This window comes from Methylomusa anaerophila (assembly GCF_003966895.1).
Taxonomy (GTDB): Bacteria; Bacillota; Negativicutes; order Sporomusales; family Sporomusaceae; genus Methylomusa; species Methylomusa anaerophila.
Genome location: NZ_AP018449.1, coordinates 2,322,838 through 2,340,207, shown reverse-complemented (window position 1 = coordinate 2,340,207; position 17,370 = coordinate 2,322,838). Strand labels below are relative to the sequence as shown.

Here is a 17,370-nt window from a genome sequence, read left to right as displayed (position 1 = left end):
AATCCGAACCGCAAACACTGTAAAGAACAGTTTAACATTATAAAATAAGAGCGGCTTTTCAGCCGCCCGGTTACCTTTATTATAGAGTTCATTAAATTTTAACATTATTAAATTTCAACATCAATTTTAACGTCAAATTTTAACGTCGTTGACATTCAACGGGGTCTGCAGGGTTTTGTAGTGGAAAAAACCTACTTTCAGCCTGCCTTTATAGACTTCTTCCGCTAATCCTTCTTTATTCAAGCGGGCAATGTATATGTTGTTTGTACTGTCAACAGTAAGCAAACGGAATTTATCACCAGGGGGAGAAATTACTCGCCAGCTGCCGTTTCCCTGCCGGAGAAGAACTGTGTCGTCTTCCAGATTATCATATATCAGGGAATCTTCGTCATAGAGCACGGCGATCCGGCCAACGCGGCTGGAGGCAAGATATATTCTTGTCAAATCGTGATTGGCGTCTGTGCGGTATACACGGTAAGCGGCCGGTTTGTCCGCAACCTGAACTTGTATGTAGATAACATTGGTAGCGGTTGAATAGGCCACATCGGTAATTTTGCTGCCGGACGCCAGCTTATCAATGGTTGTGGAAAGCTGATATTCATCTGCCAACGGGTTGAGTTGACTTAAGACAACACGTCCGTTGTCCTTGTCAACATCATAATACAGCCCCACCAAAGCCAGATCCCGGTCCTCCAGCCATTTGAAATAAGAAACCTGTTCCTTGCCTGTCTCGTAGCTGCGAACCAGTTTCTTGTCAGGCATACTGTAAATTTCAATGCTGCCGGCTTTTACAACCGCCATATAACGGCGGTCCCGGGAATAATAAGCCTTGCCGCTAATGATAGTTTGCTCGGCGCTGGCGGCGCTCACCTGAAAGGAAGAGGCAGGAGCCAAAAGTATCTGATCAAGGTACCAATAGATACTTCCCTGCAGCAGCAAGGTCAAGAGCAGGCAAACAATAAATCTGCCGCGGTTTGTTAACCGCCATCCTGTGAAAAAAGCCAAGTGTCATCCTCCCTCCAACTATTCACCTTAAGTTGGGAACTGCTTATAAACCGCCATGCTGCGTCGCCGCACCATCTGCGTTGCTGTTATCTGCGACAAGTTGACTTGCGTTGATAATACAAACGAAATCAGAATCGTGCTCCTGCGGTCCTCACTCCAACCGTTCTGGCCTAGTTAGCCTTTTCCTAAGTAGTCTGTGCGGACCCCCAGTACGCCTCCGTTCCGGTCCTCGTCGTGCCTAGCATCTGACCCTTTCTAAGCAGTTCGAAGCATTTGGTAACCTGAATCCTAATCATTTCACGATAAAGGCTGTGGGGATCATCCGCTCCCCCAGCATGTCACAAGGTTTATTGACAACCTTGCCGTTGTAAAACATTGTGGTACTGGAACCCCCGTCCAGATTGGCCGCGACGTATGCACCCTGTTCGTACAGGATATTTTGTACGTCTAACAGTGTTGCTCCCAGGGAGTAACTTGGCTGGCGGCCGTCGATAACCAGCAGCAGTATGGTGCCGTCCCGTTTTTGTCCGATGGCTGTCCGGGGAGCAACTCCCCAGCCGCCGTCGCCTTGGGTGATCAGTTTTTTACCGTTAATTATAATTGGCGGACCAAAGGTAACCCCCTCCTGCAAGTCCATTTTTCGCATCTCAGCAGGAGTATATTTGCCGGCTACCAGCGAGCCGGATTTGGTGAGGCCAACGAGATCGATCTCTTCTTTGATATCGCCGCCAACCACAAACTTCCCTTCTTGAACAATAACTCCGTAAGGCAGCCGGCCCGTGCCTACCCCTTCCGGGTCATAAAAGCCGCCGGCGTTGATGGCGGCAATAGCATTATTGCTCAGCGCAATAGCGCTCACCGTGTCGCCTTTTTCCCGCATATCGCGGGCAGTTGCCACCTGAACCCTTAAAGGGTCAGGCACTTCCAGCAGCATTCCCTGAAAACGCGAACTTGTAATATTAATCAGCCGTAAAGAGTCGTCCTGCCGTTTCGTAAAGTGAACTACGTCCTGCCGTTGACTGGAATCGGAGCTAACGTTGCTGCCCAGAAGAGCCTTAATTTCCTGTTCGGAAAACAGCCAAGTAATATAATACGGATGCCGTGAAGTCATAATAGCGCCAATCACGCTGCGTTTGATGTTGGTGAACGGTCCAAACAACGTGATAAGCGGCGCGGTGAGAACCAGAATGAGCAAATTCGCTATGAGAAAACGAAAATAAATACTGGTCATTACTCGTCCCCTTTATTATAGCTATAGTATGGAATAGTTTTCCCGGGTCAATCTTTCCTCAAACCGGGACAGGTCTACACTGTTTCCCATCCAGATCCTTTTTATAAGCAGGAAATCATCCCCTGGCCGGGCCCAGCCGGGGGTAGTTGTAACAGCCAGCTTAAACCCCTTTTCCTTTAAAATTTCTAACGTAGCCGGATCATACCCGCTATATGGATAGCAGAAGTGCCGGGTGTCCTGACTGAGCAAACGGTCCAGGACTTCCTTGGACTTCACAATCTCCGCCAATTGTTCTTGCCGGGATAAGGTGCTTAAGTCACGATGCGTATAGCTGTGGGAGGCGATTTCCATGCCGGCGGCTTTCATCTCGGCCAGTTCGGCAGCGCTTAGGCGCTGACCGATCTCACTTGCGGGAATAAATAAGACACTTATGAAACCGTATTGCTTAAGGACAGGATAAGCAATTTCGTAGGTGTCCCGGTACCCGTCATCAAATGTAATCACTACCGGTTTGGCCGGTAAATCCCTGCCGCCGTTTAAATAGGAATACAGTTGATCCAGCGAAATGGGTGTGTATTGATTTTTATAGAGGAACTGCATCTGTTCTTTAAAAAGTTTTGGGGATATTACGGCATCATTATCAGGTTCGTTACTAATACTATGGTACATTAATACCGGAATGCCCGCAGGCAACGCGACAGCCTTGTCCGGCCCAGCCTTAGGCAAAGCGTTTGCCGGGGTTTGGCTTACAGATGCGCCGGCTGGATTTTGCCCCTTGGCCATCTCCTGAACCAGCCCGAAATAATACCATATTCCGCCTGCAATAACCAGCAGCAGGCCACATAACAGCTTCTTATGCATTTTTGTCATTTTTGCCCTTTTTGTCAATAATAGTCACCAATAATAATATTGTTTTCAAGCATTTTCTACACACATCGGCAAAGTCCCTGCGTAAAACCAAAGTATTTATATATTAAAATTTTTTTCCGCCATAAAGTGAGGTAATTCGTGCGGAAATTTAAGCACCACCTTTACTTTTTGTTGATATGCATTTCCATGATACAATAAATTCCAAACAAGTTCCATATTTTTTTAGCGTATGGCGGCTATGACATGATATGATATTGATATTGATATGATATAATGAACTAATATGATATAATGAGTGATATAATAAAATAGGAGTTCAGGATGTTCCTGTTATGAGGTGAAAACATGGCGGAAGATGTATCGTATACGCCGGAAGAAGTGGCCAAGATTCTCAAGATTTCCCGCTTTACAGTATACGAACTGATTAAGCGCGGCGAACTGACCGGTTACCGTGTTGGACGCAAGGTACGGGTAGAAGCGAGCGATTTGGAAATATATAAAAGTAAAACCAAAGGGAATCAGCCGGCAGTAACAGCAACGGACAGGCGCGCGGAAGCTCTTTTTTGCACCAGCGAGGGACTGATTGTCTGTGGGCAAGATGCAATTCTGGATGCCTTAACCCGTCATATGGAAAAAAAAATGCCCAACCTGCATTTTTTGCGTAATTACTGCGGCAGCCTGGATGGATTGGGCGCCCTATATCGGGGAACGGCCAACGCTGTGACGGCTCATTTGTGGGACAGTGACTCCGGCGAATACAACATTCCCTATGTACGGCGCATGCTGCCTGGTCATAAGACGGTGATAATCAATCTGGTGTACCGTATGTCAGGCTTCTATGTGGCCAAGGGTAATCCGAAGAATATCCGGGACTGGCTGGATCTCACCAAATCCGGTGTGCGGTTTGTCAACCGGGAGCGGGGTTCAGGCACGCGGGTGCTGATTGATGAAAAACTGCGGGTTCTCGGAATTGACAGCCGGCAGATCGATAGTTATGACCGGGAAGAGACGAGCCATTTGGCTGTTGCCAGTTGTGTGGCGCGCAGCGAGGCTGATGTGGGCGTAGGGACCGAAAAGATCGCTCTGCAGGTAAAGGATATTGACTTCATCCCCATGCAAAAAGAACGGTATGATTTGGTGATCCGTAAAGAAGACATGGACAAGCCCCAGTTCAGGTCTTTGCTGGACGTGCTGCGGTCAACCACATTCCGCAATGAAATTGCCGGCATGAGCGGCTATGATATATCCCGGACAGGGGAAATTATTGCTGAAGTATAAGTATTTTGCGCATCTCTTTGTCCTTCCTGACATCTTAAATTATACGCGAAAAAAAGGTACAGCTTCCTCAGTTTTCTTGAGGGACTGTACCTTTTTTCGCATCAAAGGGTTTTTTCAGCGGCCTTGCTGCTGGCAGAGGTTTTTTACATGCGCCGGGAAACATACTTTTATATCAACAATATTGCAAGGCTTGTGTCATCCTCTGGAGGGCCCTCTCGCCGTTAGCGGCTCAGCAGTTCCTTGGTATAAGCAACCAGGAATAACTATGTGTAGTATGCCAAGGTCACTGGCCCCGGGGAAGTTCAATATATTCTTGCTTTAGAAAATAATCTAACCTGTCCCCTGCCCCATAAACAGTTCGATAAATCCCTCGACCGCATTTGTTAAAGCAAAGATTGCCGCCCCTATCAAACCCAGGCCGGCATATAATATCCCCTGGTTTGCAATAACAAAGACGCCTGCGATTGCTGCCGCTACGCCGATAACCACATGAAAACCGAAAAAAAGAAAAAGCGGCAACGCCTGCAGGCTAAAACCGGCCTTTTTGTCAGTTGTTTTCATACCGCCACCTCTATTGCTATTATACGAATAAGTTACATGAATATTCGTAGGCAATAGATTAGGTCGATATACCATCTAAGCTAATCGCAGTCTCATATCGCTATTTTCCTGCTGACTCGAAAATAAAATCGAGAATTTCATCGGCGGCATATATGCCTTGTTGTTTGGTGAAACGTATATTTACCATTACCAACCTGCCGTCAGAGTGATGCTCCCATATTTCGCCATGGCATGGTGCTATGGCAAAGTCGGCCTGCTCAAGCATGCACAGATCAAGGAGCGAATCGCCCGCCGCGGCTATCCTGGTTCGCCCGGTCAAATTGCGCACATGAGCCACAGCATCCCACTTATTTACTACTTTGGGGACAAAATAGAGCTTTCTCCCTTGGAGGGAGACACGCCAGTTTTGTTGTTCAGCCCATTCGGTGAAAGAATTTAATTCCGCTGCCGGCACTGTTGCCCGCTCAACAATAAAGTAATCGAACAACCTATCCACCGTGCGGCTTGACTGAATCCAGGATTCATGTTGCAGTTCACCGAATCTGGCCAGAATGAGGCTTCTGTCTGCGCAAAATTGTTCCATATTCGCCCTAACTTGGCGGTTCCATGCTTCGTCGGGATTACCACGGACTAAAATATGGCCGCCATTGCACACAATGGCGTAATCAGGCGTGAAATCACGCCTAAACAACGATATTCGCCGGTATTGTTCGATTGTCCGTGTGGTTACCGGGACAAAACAAACATTGTCCAACAATCTTTGCAGCCGCAACGCCACGCTATTCGCCACGTATGATATTTCGCGGCCTTCATGTATTTCGACCAGATTTAACGCTGGCGGTATTGCTCCCGGTGCTAGTCTAAATGAAGACTGCGAGTAAATAAGAGTTTGATCAAGATCACTGGCAAAAAGCATCAGTTATCTCCCCCGACAGGCTTTATCAAGCCGCAACACGAATAGGGAAGGCCCGGCCATTCCTCAACCGGTACGCTGCGTTCGCCGGCCAGCATCAAGATATGTTTCAAATTTGGATTCTTAACGGAGTCGACCAGAATACGCCAGGGAACGCGCCGCAATAACACCCTGGTGGTTTCGCCGACCCCCGGTTTAATTAAGTTAATATCCTGTATACCGAAGCTGTTTTGAATTGCCTGGATGTTTTTTAAACCATCCCAGGTTGGTTCGGTTATTTCCTTGAGCATTATTTCAGCTTGCGCTTCCGCCGCTGGCGCCACAGCCACCAAGTACCCGGCGATGGTATCGACAAATGGCCGGGACAAATCCTGACCGGCCCATTCGCGATAGTATTTAGCGCCATGGAAATCATATTGTCCAATGAGATCGTCACGGTGAACCGTCCGGCTGACCAAGCCGGAAACAGTCGCATTCAGACAAGCGCTGGGAACTAGAAAATCCTCCCTGGTGCCGTACAGGGGAACACAATGGCCGGGATCGGCCAAAACAGCCAAATCGGGATTAAGCGTCACGCCGTATTTTATCGCAAATAATTTACAGGCCGCAATTAATTGTTTGGTTATCGCTCCTTTACCCGTCCAGCCGTCGACAAACTGAATATCCGCTTCAGGATGCTGTTTGCGGATATACAAAATAGCATTTTCATCAATTCCCTTGCCCCGGATGATGGAAATGCTGTAATGCGGCAGGTCAAACTTGTATTTGTACTGTAAGTAACGTTTAATTAATATGCCAATGGGTGTTCCGGCCCGCGCGAGGGACGCCAGCACTATGTTTGCGCCTCGCAGCTTAACGATCAGTTCCGCTACAATCCCGGCCGCCAGGGCAACTTTTCGCGCCGTTGCCGTAAGGGTATCATGATATAGTTTTATATACTCTTCGGTCGGGCGATATTCTTTCGGCAGCATTTCCGAATAGTGACGGCCTCCTTGAATTGCTTCTTCCCTTTCTTCTGTTTCCGTTTCCGGCAGCATTGAACCGATATCTTTAAGCAGGAAGACAACATCAGCGGTATTGTAGCTTCCCATTGGCGCGGGTGGCGCAATGGGGAATTCCTGCGGCACGAACGCCACACAGCATACGCGGGGTATGCCTGTTCTTTTTAAGGCGTCAAACATCGGCACAAGCTGCCCGTAAGATGCTTCCCGCTCCAAAAATACGAAAACCTCATCATAATACCCAGCGGGGATATTATAAATGAAGTTGTTAATTGCCGGGTCCTCATGATTGGCAAAAGTCAAAGCCTGCCGGACGGCATAGCCCGGATTGTCGGCAGCGTGAATGGGGCTACGGGTGGTTGATTGCATAAATACGCCATTGCCCATGTAGCGGGCGACGGCAAAGGGTACATGCATAAATTCACCTGTTCCCAGGCAGAGTGTTCTGGCGCCTTGCCGTAGTTTTCGCAACTGCCTTCCTATTCGCTGCAGTTCAAAATTATTGATCCGGTTTTCCTCGGCACTCAGGCCAAATCTGCCGGTTGCCGCAAGATAGGGCGTAAAATTGGCTCTATTAAGGCTATTAACCGATGAGCCTTTTTTCAACGCCAACGAACTTTGCAGCACTATCCTGTCAACTTTTTGTTCCGCTGCCCTAAAACTGTCGCGCCGTCTATGGACAGTTTGTTTTATTACCGGGCTGCCGTTTACTTTTATTCGCCCGGTTAGCAACGATACTGTTTGAATATTTATCCCAAGCTCCCGCTCAACATCAGCAAATCGCCGATGGTTTTCCGGTGACCGCCAGTCCAAGAGTGATGCTACTACAAAGCTAAGATGCGAATAACGGTGGTGAATAGCGCGAATCAAATTGAGCGCCGAGTTGCCGGTGGTAATTTCGTCGTCAACCAGCACGATAGTGCGTTGACCGGCAAACAGATCAGGGTCAGCCGCATAACATCTATGTTCCGGCGCATGGCTGTGATCTTCGGTAAAGTCAAAAAAATTACCGATGTCTGGTATATTTTCCCTGGTAGTATGAATGTACCTCGCTTCTCCCTGAAAGCAACTGAACATGGCATGTCCAAGGGCAGTGGCTGTTTCGGCAAAGCCGATAAACAATGTCGGGTCGGCGAGATGGATGTAATTGTCAGCTATCGATTCCCATTGGGATTGGCAAAGCTCCGGCTTAGTAAATATATTGGCAAGATCGTCCTGCCCGGCCGCGTGATAATCACCCAGTATAATCTCGGCATAACGTCTGGCCAAGGCCGCTCCGCCGGCAAAAGGAATGAACGGATGAACAGGGATATGCTTGCCTAACACTTTGCTGACAAACAGAAAACCGCGTTTTGCATTTTGTCGGGCCGCCATTCCGAACAACGCATCAACCGGAATTTGATAAGGGTTGCTTGTTATACTGACTTCAACCTTTAAATCGTCTAAGATTTCATAATGGCGGTTAAGCCTCGAGTAAGCTTGTGAAGTTGTGCTGTTCATTGAACACTCCATAGACGCGCGATTTGATCAGTATTTTTTGCGCCCAGCGCAGGTGAGGCTTTATTTCGTTCATTTTGTTGGCATATTGGCTGGCAATTACTCCTACCTCGCTTTTGCCATTCTTGCCATTGTTGATGATACTTAAGGCGTCAATGTATTCCTCGTGCGTTACTACATACAGGGATTGAACCGGCCTGATGTGGCTGGGATGAATAATTGTCTTGCCTGTCAGCCCGTTGGCTTTATCCAGTATCACTTCATGAATCAAACCGTCAATATAACGGCACACCAACTGATCTCTCAGTTGGCCGCCTTTCCGCCCTAGCCTGACAAAAGGGCTTTGGCGAAGCAAAGGCTTTAAAACCCGGCCGCTGGAGAAAAACTCCCAAACAGGGGCGGAAACAACAAACATGCTGTCCGGCCGCGTGAATATATTGACTATATCCGCAATAGAGTCCTTGATGAGGGCAATATCATAGATGGTTTCATCAGGACTGCGGCGCAGGCCGAACAAACCGCATAAATCAGTGGCGCCGATTCTTACATTTAAGACAAGATCACGAAACTGATTAAGCAAGACTTGGGCCGCCTGCAATTGTTCGCAGCGGCTTTCAATATAGATGTATTCCGGCGATTCTAATATGGGCATGCCGTATAACGGCTTGGAAGTCCGCCGATTAATCTTTGCCAAAGCTTCAAAATAAGCAACGCCATTTACCGGGGTGAATTTGGGGAAAACAAAGCCTGTGAGTAATTCCAGGTCATACGCCAGCCGTTCGCTTATTCGTACCATTTGCTGAACATCGCGAACGCGCAAAAATATTAGCGGGACTCTCTCGGGCAGCAGTTCTCCCTTGTTGATTGCCGCAGCTAACAGGCGGATTTGCGCAACAATCATTTCTTCCGCAGCGACAACTTCTCCGTCGCCGATAGCATCCTCCAAACAAAGCACCATTGACGTCAAGCCTTTTAGCTTACCCGCCGCAATATCCTGGGCAACGGTTTTGCGCGTGGCCGGCATATACAAAGTTGCTCCCAGGGCATATTCCAATAATGACTTGTCTGAAACGCTTGTAGATTGTGGCGGCATATAAAACAAATCCTGCAACTGTTCGTCGGAAAGATAGTTGAAATACCGCATTTTAAGCGTTCTCACCGCGAAGATGATGAATAACAAAGGTACTAAAAAACACGATAACAAGAGTACCGAAGAAAACCACGTTGCTTGTATGATAACCAAAAGCCGAAGCCATCATTTTCGTTCCGATTATACCGATTAATACATAGGCGGTTGTTTCCAAACCGGGATATTTTTCAATAAGCATAAGAAAAAGCTGAGCCACGCCCCGCATCATCATTACGCCGAGAATACCTCCCAGATAGAGCACCCATACCTGATCGCTGACGCCGATGGCAGCCAGAACACTATCCATGCTGAAGGCGATATCCATAAGCTCTACCGCTAAAACTGTGCGCCAAAAGCCCATGGCCGAGGTTTTTTCTTCCAGGGGGTCATCTTCTTTGTCACTCTTTTTAAGTGCGAAATATTGGAATGAAAGCCACAACAAATATAGTGCGCCGACAGCCTTTATCCACCATATTTTTATTAAATACGTCCCTAAGCCGATCGCAATGAAACGAAACAGGTATGCACCGAAGATACCATAGAAAAGGGCTTTCTTCTGCTGATTTTGGGGCAGATGTTTAACCATTATGGCTAATACCAGGGCATTATCCGCCGATAGTAACCCTTCCAGAATAATTAGCGTTCCGATAATCGCTAAGTTCAGAGGATTTGAAACCACGTCCCAAAAAGCTTGAAAACTAAAAAATTGTGCATAATTACTGATGACGCCTGTGACCAACTCGCTCATTACTGTTCCTCCGCACTTATTTTGCCGTAATAATAATTAATTTTTGGAACCGGCCGTCCAATTAAAACCAAACCCAAAGTCCTTATCAAGCTGCCGATGTCCATCATAATACTTTTCCAACTTAGTTATAACAAGATTGCCCGCCTTGTTCTCAATCGCAACTAAGCCGCACATAATCTTGCCATTTTGGGGATTGTCAAGCTGCAGTGCGATATCAGGACTGCCTTGCTGACTTACAGTGACAACGCCTTTCGCAGCCCCCCAGTTGGGGGCGCCTTCATAAATAAACGCAAATACCACGACAAAGGCAAGCAACTCCGGTTTGGCAAACCGCAGATTTTCACCGTCAGCGCTCGTTCCGGTGCGGTCGTCCTTATCCAGGCCGATGAACGGATGGGAGCGCACCGAGCCGAAAGAATTGCCCAGAGCCTGAATAACTCCGCGCGAACCGTCGGTGAGCTTATACATGCAGCCTAAGTCAAGATCAATGCTTTCTTTGGATAGCATGCCGAAAAAGTTTTTCTTTTCCAGCGTAGTGCGCCAGTTTAGGTTAACCAGTATTTCGCTGCTTTTTTTGGTCAAATCTATTGTGTGGGAGTCGCCTGATTTGCTAAGATTAATTTTTGCCGTCGGCGTTGCCGCTGCCTGTGGTTTCTTTTCCATATTAACTTTATCAAAGAAGCCCACTATAAACCCTCACTTTGTCAAAATTTTCCATAAAATGGCAATACCAAAAGAAAGGGGAATCCCCCTTTCTTATATATCCTTTTGTCTTTTGTCTCTTTTGTCCTTATTATTCATAATACTTATCAACAAATCCCTGCAGCCCCGTATTATATCCTTGGCCAACAGCCTGAAATCTCCATTCACCGTCTTTTTTGTAAAGACGGCCAAACTCGAGGGCGGTCTCGCGGGAAAAATCTTCATTCAACTCATACTTCGCAACTTCCTTGCCGTTCTCTTCATTATAAAGGCGAATGAACGCGTTGCGGACCTGTCCGAAATTCTGCTTTCTGGCAGTTGCCTCATGAATGGTAACAACAAATATTAAATCCTGAATATTTCCATCAAGCTTGGGAATATCAACAAGAATAGTTTCGTCATCGCCATCCCCCTGGCCGGTGCGGTTGTCGCCGGTATGCTTCACCGCCCCGTCGGGGGATGTCAGATTATTATAGAACACAAAGTATTTTTCCGATGGGATTTTTCCGTTGGCACCGACCAGAAAAACCGATGCATCCAAATCGAAATCAACGCCGGTGTCGGTAGTGTTTGTGTCCCAGCCTAAGCCAACACCGACTTTTTTCAAGCCGGGAGCTTCTTTCGACAGATTAATTCTCTCGCCTTTACTTAGATTGATAGACATTTAATGTAACCTCCGATTGTTAAACATTAAGCCCAAAATTGGCGCAAAGAGCCGCCAGGCCGCCTTGGAACCCGCTGCCGACGGCATTAAATTTCCATTCATTGCCGTGCCGGTAAAGTTCGGCTACGACAATAGCGGTTTCAACGGAAAAATCTTCGCCCAAATCATACCGGATAAGTTCTTCATCAGTTACTTCATTAAATATCCGTACATAAGCGTTTGAAACTTGGCCAAAGTTTTGTTTGCGTTCCGCCGCTTCATGAATTGTAATGGTGAAGTCTATTTTTTCAATCGTTGCGGGTACTTTGGACAAGTCAACCTTAATTTGTTCATCATCGCCTTCGCCGGCGCCGGTTTTGTTATCTCCCGTATGTACAACCGCTCCTTCAGCGCCGCTCGGGTTGTTGTAAAAAATAAAATCCTGCTCACTTTGAACTTTACCTGATCCACCAAGCAAAAAAGCGGACGCATCCAAATCAAAATCACTGCTGCCGTCGTACTTGTTCGTATCCCAGCCAAGACCGATAATAATTTTCGTCAAACCGGGATTTGTTTTAGTCAAGTCTACTTTTTGTCCTTTACTTAAGCTAATCGCCATTTTGAAAACCTCCTAATTTTCATTTTTGTGACATATATATGCCGCAATTGACATCCAGGCATAGGATTAACTGAGGTTAATCGACAACGTCGAGACGTTCCATATAGGAGTTAGCAATATCTTTGGACCAGGGAACTTAGGGAGGGATCATTTGTTCCCTCGCCAAGCGCGGCGAACTTCCATTCCCCTTTATAACGGTATACTTCGCTCACAATCAACGCTGTTTTGCCTGAGTAATCATCGCTCATATTGAATCTGGCCAATTCTTGCTTGTCCGACTTGTTCACAACCCGGATAAAGGCGTTTTTTATCATGCCGAAATCCTGTTTCCGGTTTTGGCAGTCATAAATGTTAACGACAAAGACCAGCCGGTGTACATCCGCCGGTACTTTATTCAGGTAAATCATGACCTGTTCATCGTCCCCGTCGCCGCCGCCGGTAAGGTTGTCGCCCATGTGCTGTACGCTGCCGCAGGCGCTTTTTAAGTTCCCGAAATATATCAAGTTTTCTTTTTTAGCTAATTTTCCTTGTTCGTTGAGTAAAAGAACCGATGAGTCACAATCAATGTCCACTTTGTTTTTACCGCCCAATAAACCCTTCAGGAAACCGCCGGATGACTGCTCCGCCGGATCCCAGCCCAAGCCGGCCATTAACTCCGTAAGACCGGCATTACCTTTGGTCAAATCGATTTTTTGGCCTTTTTGTAAATCAATTGTCAAATATTACCACTCTCCCCAATAGTGTATTAAATTAATAATATAAAGAAATCAAATTAAAACATTTGTTTTAATTGTTTAACTTCATTATAAGTCCGGCTGCCGTTTTGTCCAGATGAAATATAGAGATTTTTGGTAAAAGAAAACGATTTGGGGTTTTGTTCTATTATTGATTAATTTAGATTAATTCGCTAAAATATCTCAAAATACCTCTAAAATTTACTAATTTTTAACGCAATTTAACGCAAGTTAACTAAATGTTTACGTAAGAGACAAGTTTTTTGTCCCTATGTCCCTCCTGATATCGTAAATGATACGCGAAAAAAGGTACAGCCTCCTCAGTTTTCTTGAGGGACTATACCTTTTTTTAGCATCAAAGGGCTTTTTCAGCGGCCTAGGTGCTGACAGAGGGTTATTTACCATGCCCGGGAAGTATACTTCTTTATTATCAACAATATCACAAAGCTGTGTTATTCTATGCAAGGGTTCTCGCCGTTAGCGGCTCAGCAGTTCCTTGGTATAAGCAACTAGCCTGTTGGTTACGGCCACATCACCCATGCCGAATATATGCAGCCCGTCCACCTGCCGGTAGACCTGGCTAATCAACTCACACGCTACCTCGAAACCGGTCTTCCCTTGTTCCATTGCCGCCAGGATTGTGGGGGGAACGGTTACGCCGGCCACGTTTTTGTTGACAAAGTCGGCCATCTTCAGACTCTTTAAAGGCATTAACCCTAATAACACCGGTTTGCCGAACACCTTGGCTTGCGCAAGGAATACCCCGGCCTGGGCCGCGTCATAAACCGGCTGCGTCTGAAAAAAGTCGGCGTCGGCATTGACTTTTTTCTGCATATTAGCTATTTCAGCCGCCAGATTGGCTGCTGCCGGTGTGGCTGTTGCCGCCACCGTAAACTGGGTCTGCCCTTGAAACGCCTGGCCGTTGGCGTCTTGGCCGGCATTGAAGTTTTTAATGAGGGCGATGAGTTCGGCAGAGTTATAATCATACACCCCTGATGATTTATAGGGTCCATGCTGTGGGTTGTCACCGGTTGTCGGCAGCAAATAACGAATACCCAGGGCATGGGCGCCTAAAAGATCGGCCTGAGTACCCAGTAAACTGCGGTCCCGGCAGGTAAAATGGGGAATGGTTTCCATACCGGTCGCCCGGTTAATAACAGCGGCTGCCATCACGGAATTCATGCGCAGTCTGGCGTTCGGACAATCATGGATGTTGATTGCATCCAAGCCGGCATATTCCCTGACTTTGGCGATACTTTTCTCAATGTCGGTACCATTTATGCCGCCTAACTCGGTGGTAAAAACAAAAGACTTACCTAACTTATCTTTTAACAGCATCGGCCTTCCTCCCAAGATAGTTTTTGCTTACTTGCCGGAAAAACATCCTTCAAACATCCTTCACAAATGTGGGTAATTCTGATCATAACCGCTAACAATATTTTACACCTATTAATCATTTAAGTAAAATAGCCATAACTTACTGCCAAAAAGGTAAGTTGTGGCTAAAAGTGCGTCAATTCCCTGACTGATGAGCACTAGTACTCTGCGTCACTTAAAAATATTGAAAATATTTCTTGAAAATACTTCTTCTGTATAATCTGTAAAATATGTTATAATAAACGTGCCATCTGTTGGACAAAGTCTTAATTGGATAAATTTTCCTTCCCTTTTTCCACTACGGAGGCGTAATGGAAATTAAGGAAAAGATATAGCAAATGACAAAATGACCAATTGAAGTTTCGTGAACTTCAATTGGTGTCGTATGCTTTTTGGCTAGTACACCCGTATGCAAGGGTACCAAGGGTACATGGTAAAATCCGAAGTTTTTTCAGCCGGAGTGTTCTCGCTGCCGATGCCGCTGCTAGTACTCTGCGTCACTTAAATCATTAGATAAGGTTGCAAGGATTTTTTTCGTCCTGCGAGGCGGAGGAGCCGCGCATATCGGACATATGTAAGGAGACGACAACGAAACAGGACGAAAAAAGACTGCAAGATTATCCATGTATTTAGGTGACGCAGAGTACTGGATTGTTGAGGAACCCCCCATTTAAGGTAAGAACCTTAAATGGGGGGTTCCTCATAATTTGTTACGTTGTCACTCACCTGTAATCTAAACTTTAACTTTTCCGTAGTTCCAAAAAATTTATAATATATGGAGGAATTTAGGCAATGAAAGTATTAATGATATCATTTAACCAAGAATGTTTTCCGGAACCTGTCTTCCCAATCGGAGCCTACTACGTGGCCAAATCTATCGTCGAAGACCATGAGGTTGAATATATCGACCGCAATTTGTTTTCCGATGAAGATGTCATTAAAAGGATCAAAGAATTTCAACCTGATGCAGTGAGTATTGCTTTTCGAAATCTTGATAATACTCAATATCCTCTAAATAAGGCATTTGCGCCCAGTTTAAAAAGTTTTATTTCACATATACGCGCAAATTATACAGGCCCCATAGTCTTGGGCGGCTCCGGCTTTTCCATTATGCCTCAAGAAATGCTTGCGTATACCGGAGCTGATTATGGTATAGTCGGAGCTGGTGAAGTAAGCTTTTTAAGCCTCCTTAATCAACTTAATCAATTAGAAAAAAAGGAATTACTCATGAGTCCACTGATTATCGGTAACCAGATTTCTTTAAAATTTAATAAAGCACATTCGGAAAAGCTGCAAAAGCTTAATGAACAGTTTAATTTTAACTGGTATTATGATGAAGGCGGAGCTATTGGAATAACAACCAAAAGAGGCTGCCCGCACCGATGTATATATTGCAGTTATCCGTTAATCGAGGGCACCGAGTACCAACTACGGGAACCTGCTGACGTAGTCAATGAAATAGAATATTATTTGGAAACGATGGGTATCCGACACTTTTTCTTTACCGACAGTGTGTTTAATGATCCGTCCAGTCACAGTGTCAGCATTGCGGCGGAAATTATTAAAAGAAAAATTCCAATTGAATGGACGGCGTACTTTAGTCCTGCAAATTTAAATCGTGATGATCTTTTATTGTATAAAGATTCTGGTTGCACCGGGATTGATTTAGGGGTTGAATCCGGAAGCGATAGCGTCTTAAAACATTATGGAAAAAATTATAACGTTGAGAAAATTCTTGAGGTAGTTAAGGATTGTGGTTCAGTTAATATGCCTTTATTACCGAATATGCTTTTGGGAGGTCCGGGGGAGACAGAGGAAACATTATCCGACACCTTTGAGATTCTTCAAAAGATTAATCCCAAAGCTGTTTTTATGCAAGTTGGGATAAGGATATATCCGAAAACTCCTATTTATTACACCGCGCTTCAAGAAGGAATTATCAATGATAAAACGGATTTATTAACGCCTCATTTTTATATTGCGCCTGCAGTTAAAGATTTCATTATCAAAAAGGTTGAAGACGAAGGAACTAAACACCCCAACTGGTTTGTACCGGGCCTGGGAGTGAATATAGGCGAAGGCGAACAAGCTGAAAGTCCAAGAAAACAATTTGGGGTAAAAGGGTCTTTGTGGATCCATTTACCGAGTGCGTGATTCTTTTTTTACTCTCCTCTGCCGCACCAATCCAGCCACTACCGGGTCCTAGCCATAAGCGGAAGTCAAGTAACACGGTGGAGCGTTGGCTAAGACCCGGTAGCGGCGCCTACTGCCGACAATTTTACTTTCAGCCCACACAAAAATCGCCTGTCAGTACCGCTGACAGGCGATTTTTCATGTTATTCATTAGACTTATTTCTGAAAGTAATTAATGATGCCCCGTAAAATGCCGCCAGCTAATAGATTTTGATAGGCATTATCCATAAGGCATAATGCTTCCGCGGGATTGGATAGATACCCCATTTCAATTAATGCTGCGGGCATATCATTATGAACGAGTACATAAAAATTAGCTGGGCTAACACCATTGCCATCTGTGCAGATTTCATTTACTAAAGAAGTTTGGATGGCAGAGGCAAGGCCGGAAGAACGTCCTTCCGGGAAGTAACTGGCAGGACCTTCAAGATTGATATTGGGAACATCGTCAACATGCAGGCTTACGAAAATATCAGCGCCAGAGGTTTTAGCAACATCTACTCTGGCTCGGAGATCGGCGCCAAGAGTCGAGCCCGGTGGGGCCAGGTTAACATCACGTGTTCGCGTCATAATAACTTTAGCGCCTAACCTGGCTAGTTTTTTGCGTAGTTTAAGAGCGACCGACAGATTAATATCAGATTCCCGGAACCCATAGTGTACGCCTCCCGAATAAATACCTCCATGACCAGGATCGAGGACAACAATTTTATCCAATAATGGTTTTGATACTCCAACACATTCATAGCAGCATCCGTCGACGTCTTTTTGATGACAGGCATCACAGTGCAACATTTTTATTCCCTCCAATATGCACTTTGCTATACATTATGTTAAAAGTCATAAAGAGGTTCCGGCAGCCAACTACGCCC

16 protein-coding genes are annotated in these 17,370 nt (G+C 45.8%); 2 read left to right on the top strand and 14 right to left on the bottom strand.

Annotation, left to right across the window (positions count from 1 at the left end; translation table 11 throughout):
• Positions 1-132 precede the first annotated feature (132 nt).
• The 3 genes from MAMMFC1_RS10595 to MAMMFC1_RS10585 all read right to left on the bottom strand — a co-directional run bounded on the left by MAMMFC1_RS10595 (position 133) and on the right by MAMMFC1_RS10585 (position 3,097).
• On the bottom strand, positions 133-1,005 hold the full coding sequence (locus MAMMFC1_RS10595; RefSeq protein WP_126308486.1) for a hypothetical protein: 873 nt from the start codon (positions 1,003-1,005) through the stop codon (positions 133-135).
• Between the two features lie 292 nt (positions 1,006-1,297).
• Positions 1,298-2,236, bottom strand: coding sequence for a phosphodiester glycosidase family protein (locus MAMMFC1_RS10590; protein WP_126308485.1), 939 nt, complete (start codon positions 2,234-2,236; stop codon positions 1,298-1,300).
• 21 nt (positions 2,237-2,257) lie between these two features.
• Positions 2,258-3,097, bottom strand: coding sequence for a polysaccharide deacetylase family protein (locus MAMMFC1_RS10585; protein ID WP_158618731.1), 840 nt, complete (start codon positions 3,095-3,097; stop codon positions 2,258-2,260).
• Between the two features lie 354 nt (positions 3,098-3,451).
• Between MAMMFC1_RS10585 and MAMMFC1_RS10580 the strand changes: the two genes are divergently transcribed.
• Positions 3,452-4,384 carry a substrate-binding domain-containing protein gene (locus MAMMFC1_RS10580; protein WP_126308483.1) on the top strand — a complete coding sequence of 311 codons (933 nt, stop codon included), beginning with the start codon at positions 3,452-3,454 and terminating at the stop codon, positions 4,382-4,384.
• Positions 4,385-4,714: 330 nt separating this feature from the next.
• Here the strand turns inward: MAMMFC1_RS10580 and MAMMFC1_RS10575 are convergent, their stop codons facing one another.
• The 10 genes from MAMMFC1_RS10575 to MAMMFC1_RS10530 all read right to left on the bottom strand — a co-directional run bounded on the left by MAMMFC1_RS10575 (position 4,715) and on the right by MAMMFC1_RS10530 (position 14,269).
• On the bottom strand, positions 4,715-4,945 hold the full coding sequence (locus tag MAMMFC1_RS10575) for a hypothetical protein (RefSeq protein WP_126308482.1): 231 nt from the start codon (positions 4,943-4,945) through the stop codon (positions 4,715-4,717).
• 100 nt (positions 4,946-5,045) lie between these two features.
• Complete coding sequence (locus MAMMFC1_RS10570; protein WP_126308481.1) at positions 5,046-5,861, bottom strand: HAD family hydrolase; 816 nt, start codon at positions 5,859-5,861, stop codon at positions 5,046-5,048.
• Positions 5,861-8,359 carry a phosphoribosyltransferase gene (locus MAMMFC1_RS10565; RefSeq protein ID WP_126308480.1) on the bottom strand — a complete coding sequence of 833 codons (2,499 nt, stop codon included), beginning with the start codon at positions 8,357-8,359 and terminating at the stop codon, positions 5,861-5,863. The genes MAMMFC1_RS10570 and MAMMFC1_RS10565 overlap by 1 nt, the downstream gene beginning before the upstream one ends.
• Positions 8,322-9,500: an HpcH/HpaI aldolase/citrate lyase family protein gene (locus MAMMFC1_RS10560; RefSeq protein ID WP_126308479.1), complete on the bottom strand. Its 1,179-nt coding sequence runs from the start codon at positions 9,498-9,500 to the stop codon at positions 8,322-8,324. The genes MAMMFC1_RS10565 and MAMMFC1_RS10560 overlap by 38 nt, the downstream gene beginning before the upstream one ends.
• A gap of 1 nt (position 9,501) precedes the next feature.
• Positions 9,502-10,233, bottom strand: coding sequence for a TerC family protein (locus tag MAMMFC1_RS10555; protein ID WP_126308478.1), 732 nt, complete (start codon positions 10,231-10,233; stop codon positions 9,502-9,504).
• A 36-nt stretch (positions 10,234-10,269) separates the two neighbouring features.
• Complete coding sequence (locus MAMMFC1_RS10550; protein WP_232035769.1) at positions 10,270-10,896, bottom strand: TerD family protein; 627 nt, start codon at positions 10,894-10,896, stop codon at positions 10,270-10,272.
• Between the two features lie 130 nt (positions 10,897-11,026).
• Positions 11,027-11,599, bottom strand: coding sequence for a TerD family protein (locus MAMMFC1_RS10545; protein ID WP_126308476.1), 573 nt, complete (start codon positions 11,597-11,599; stop codon positions 11,027-11,029).
• Positions 11,600-11,618: 19 nt separating this feature from the next.
• On the bottom strand, positions 11,619-12,197 hold the full coding sequence (locus tag MAMMFC1_RS10540) for a TerD family protein (protein WP_126308475.1): 579 nt from the start codon (positions 12,195-12,197) through the stop codon (positions 11,619-11,621).
• A gap of 110 nt (positions 12,198-12,307) precedes the next feature.
• Positions 12,308-12,916 (bottom strand): TerD family protein, encoded by a 609-nt coding sequence (locus tag MAMMFC1_RS10535; RefSeq protein ID WP_126308474.1) that lies wholly within the window; start codon positions 12,914-12,916, stop codon positions 12,308-12,310.
• A gap of 492 nt (positions 12,917-13,408) precedes the next feature.
• Positions 13,409-14,269 (bottom strand): methylenetetrahydrofolate reductase, encoded by an 861-nt coding sequence (locus tag MAMMFC1_RS10530; RefSeq protein WP_126308473.1) that lies wholly within the window; start codon positions 14,267-14,269, stop codon positions 13,409-13,411.
• Positions 14,270-15,100: 831 nt separating this feature from the next.
• Between MAMMFC1_RS10530 and MAMMFC1_RS10525 the strand changes: the two genes are divergently transcribed.
• Entirely contained in the window at positions 15,101-16,462 is a 1,362-nt protein-coding gene (locus MAMMFC1_RS10525; protein ID WP_126308472.1) for a lipid biosynthesis B12-binding/radical SAM protein, read from the top strand.
• A 195-nt stretch (positions 16,463-16,657) separates the two neighbouring features.
• Here MAMMFC1_RS10525 and MAMMFC1_RS10520 read toward each other — a convergent pair whose 3' ends face one another.
• Positions 16,658-17,293 (bottom strand): N-acetylmuramoyl-L-alanine amidase family protein, encoded by a 636-nt coding sequence (locus MAMMFC1_RS10520; protein ID WP_126308471.1) that lies wholly within the window; start codon positions 17,291-17,293, stop codon positions 16,658-16,660.
• Positions 17,294-17,370 lie beyond the last annotated feature (77 nt).

Coding starts and splice junctions, on each gene's coding strand:
- MAMMFC1_RS10545 (WP_126308476.1), bottom strand. CDS start 11,599: ATGTCTATCAATCTAAGTAAAGGCGAGAGAATTAATCTGTCGAAAGAA.
- MAMMFC1_RS10585 (WP_158618731.1), bottom strand. CDS start 3,097: ATGCATAAGAAGCTGTTATGTGGCCTGCTGCTGGTTATTGCAGGCGGA.
- MAMMFC1_RS10580 (WP_126308483.1), top strand. CDS start 3,452: ATGGCGGAAGATGTATCGTATACGCCGGAAGAAGTGGCCAAGATTCTC.
- MAMMFC1_RS10565 (WP_126308480.1), bottom strand. CDS start 8,359: ATGAACAGCACAACTTCACAAGCTTACTCGAGGCTTAACCGCCATTAT.
- MAMMFC1_RS10530 (WP_126308473.1), bottom strand. CDS start 14,269: ATGCTGTTAAAAGATAAGTTAGGTAAGTCTTTTGTTTTTACCACCGAG.
- MAMMFC1_RS10520 (WP_126308471.1), bottom strand. CDS start 17,293: ATGTTGCACTGTGATGCCTGTCATCAAAAAGACGTCGACGGATGCTGC.
- MAMMFC1_RS10540 (WP_126308475.1), bottom strand. CDS start 12,197: ATGGCGATTAGCTTAAGTAAAGGACAAAAAGTAGACTTGACTAAAACA.
- MAMMFC1_RS10570 (WP_126308481.1), bottom strand. CDS start 5,861: ATGCTTTTTGCCAGTGATCTTGATCAAACTCTTATTTACTCGCAGTCT.
- MAMMFC1_RS10560 (WP_126308479.1), bottom strand. CDS start 9,500: ATGCGGTATTTCAACTATCTTTCCGACGAACAGTTGCAGGATTTGTTT.
- MAMMFC1_RS10555 (WP_126308478.1), bottom strand. CDS start 10,233: ATGAGCGAGTTGGTCACAGGCGTCATCAGTAATTATGCACAATTTTTT.
- MAMMFC1_RS10590 (WP_126308485.1), bottom strand. CDS start 2,236: ATGACCAGTATTTATTTTCGTTTTCTCATAGCGAATTTGCTCATTCTG.
- MAMMFC1_RS10550 (WP_232035769.1), bottom strand. CDS start 10,896: ATGGAAAAGAAACCACAGGCAGCGGCAACGCCGACGGCAAAAATTAAT.
- MAMMFC1_RS10525 (WP_126308472.1), top strand. CDS start 15,101: ATGAAAGTATTAATGATATCATTTAACCAAGAATGTTTTCCGGAACCT.
- MAMMFC1_RS10575 (WP_126308482.1), bottom strand. CDS start 4,945: ATGAAAACAACTGACAAAAAGGCCGGTTTTAGCCTGCAGGCGTTGCCG.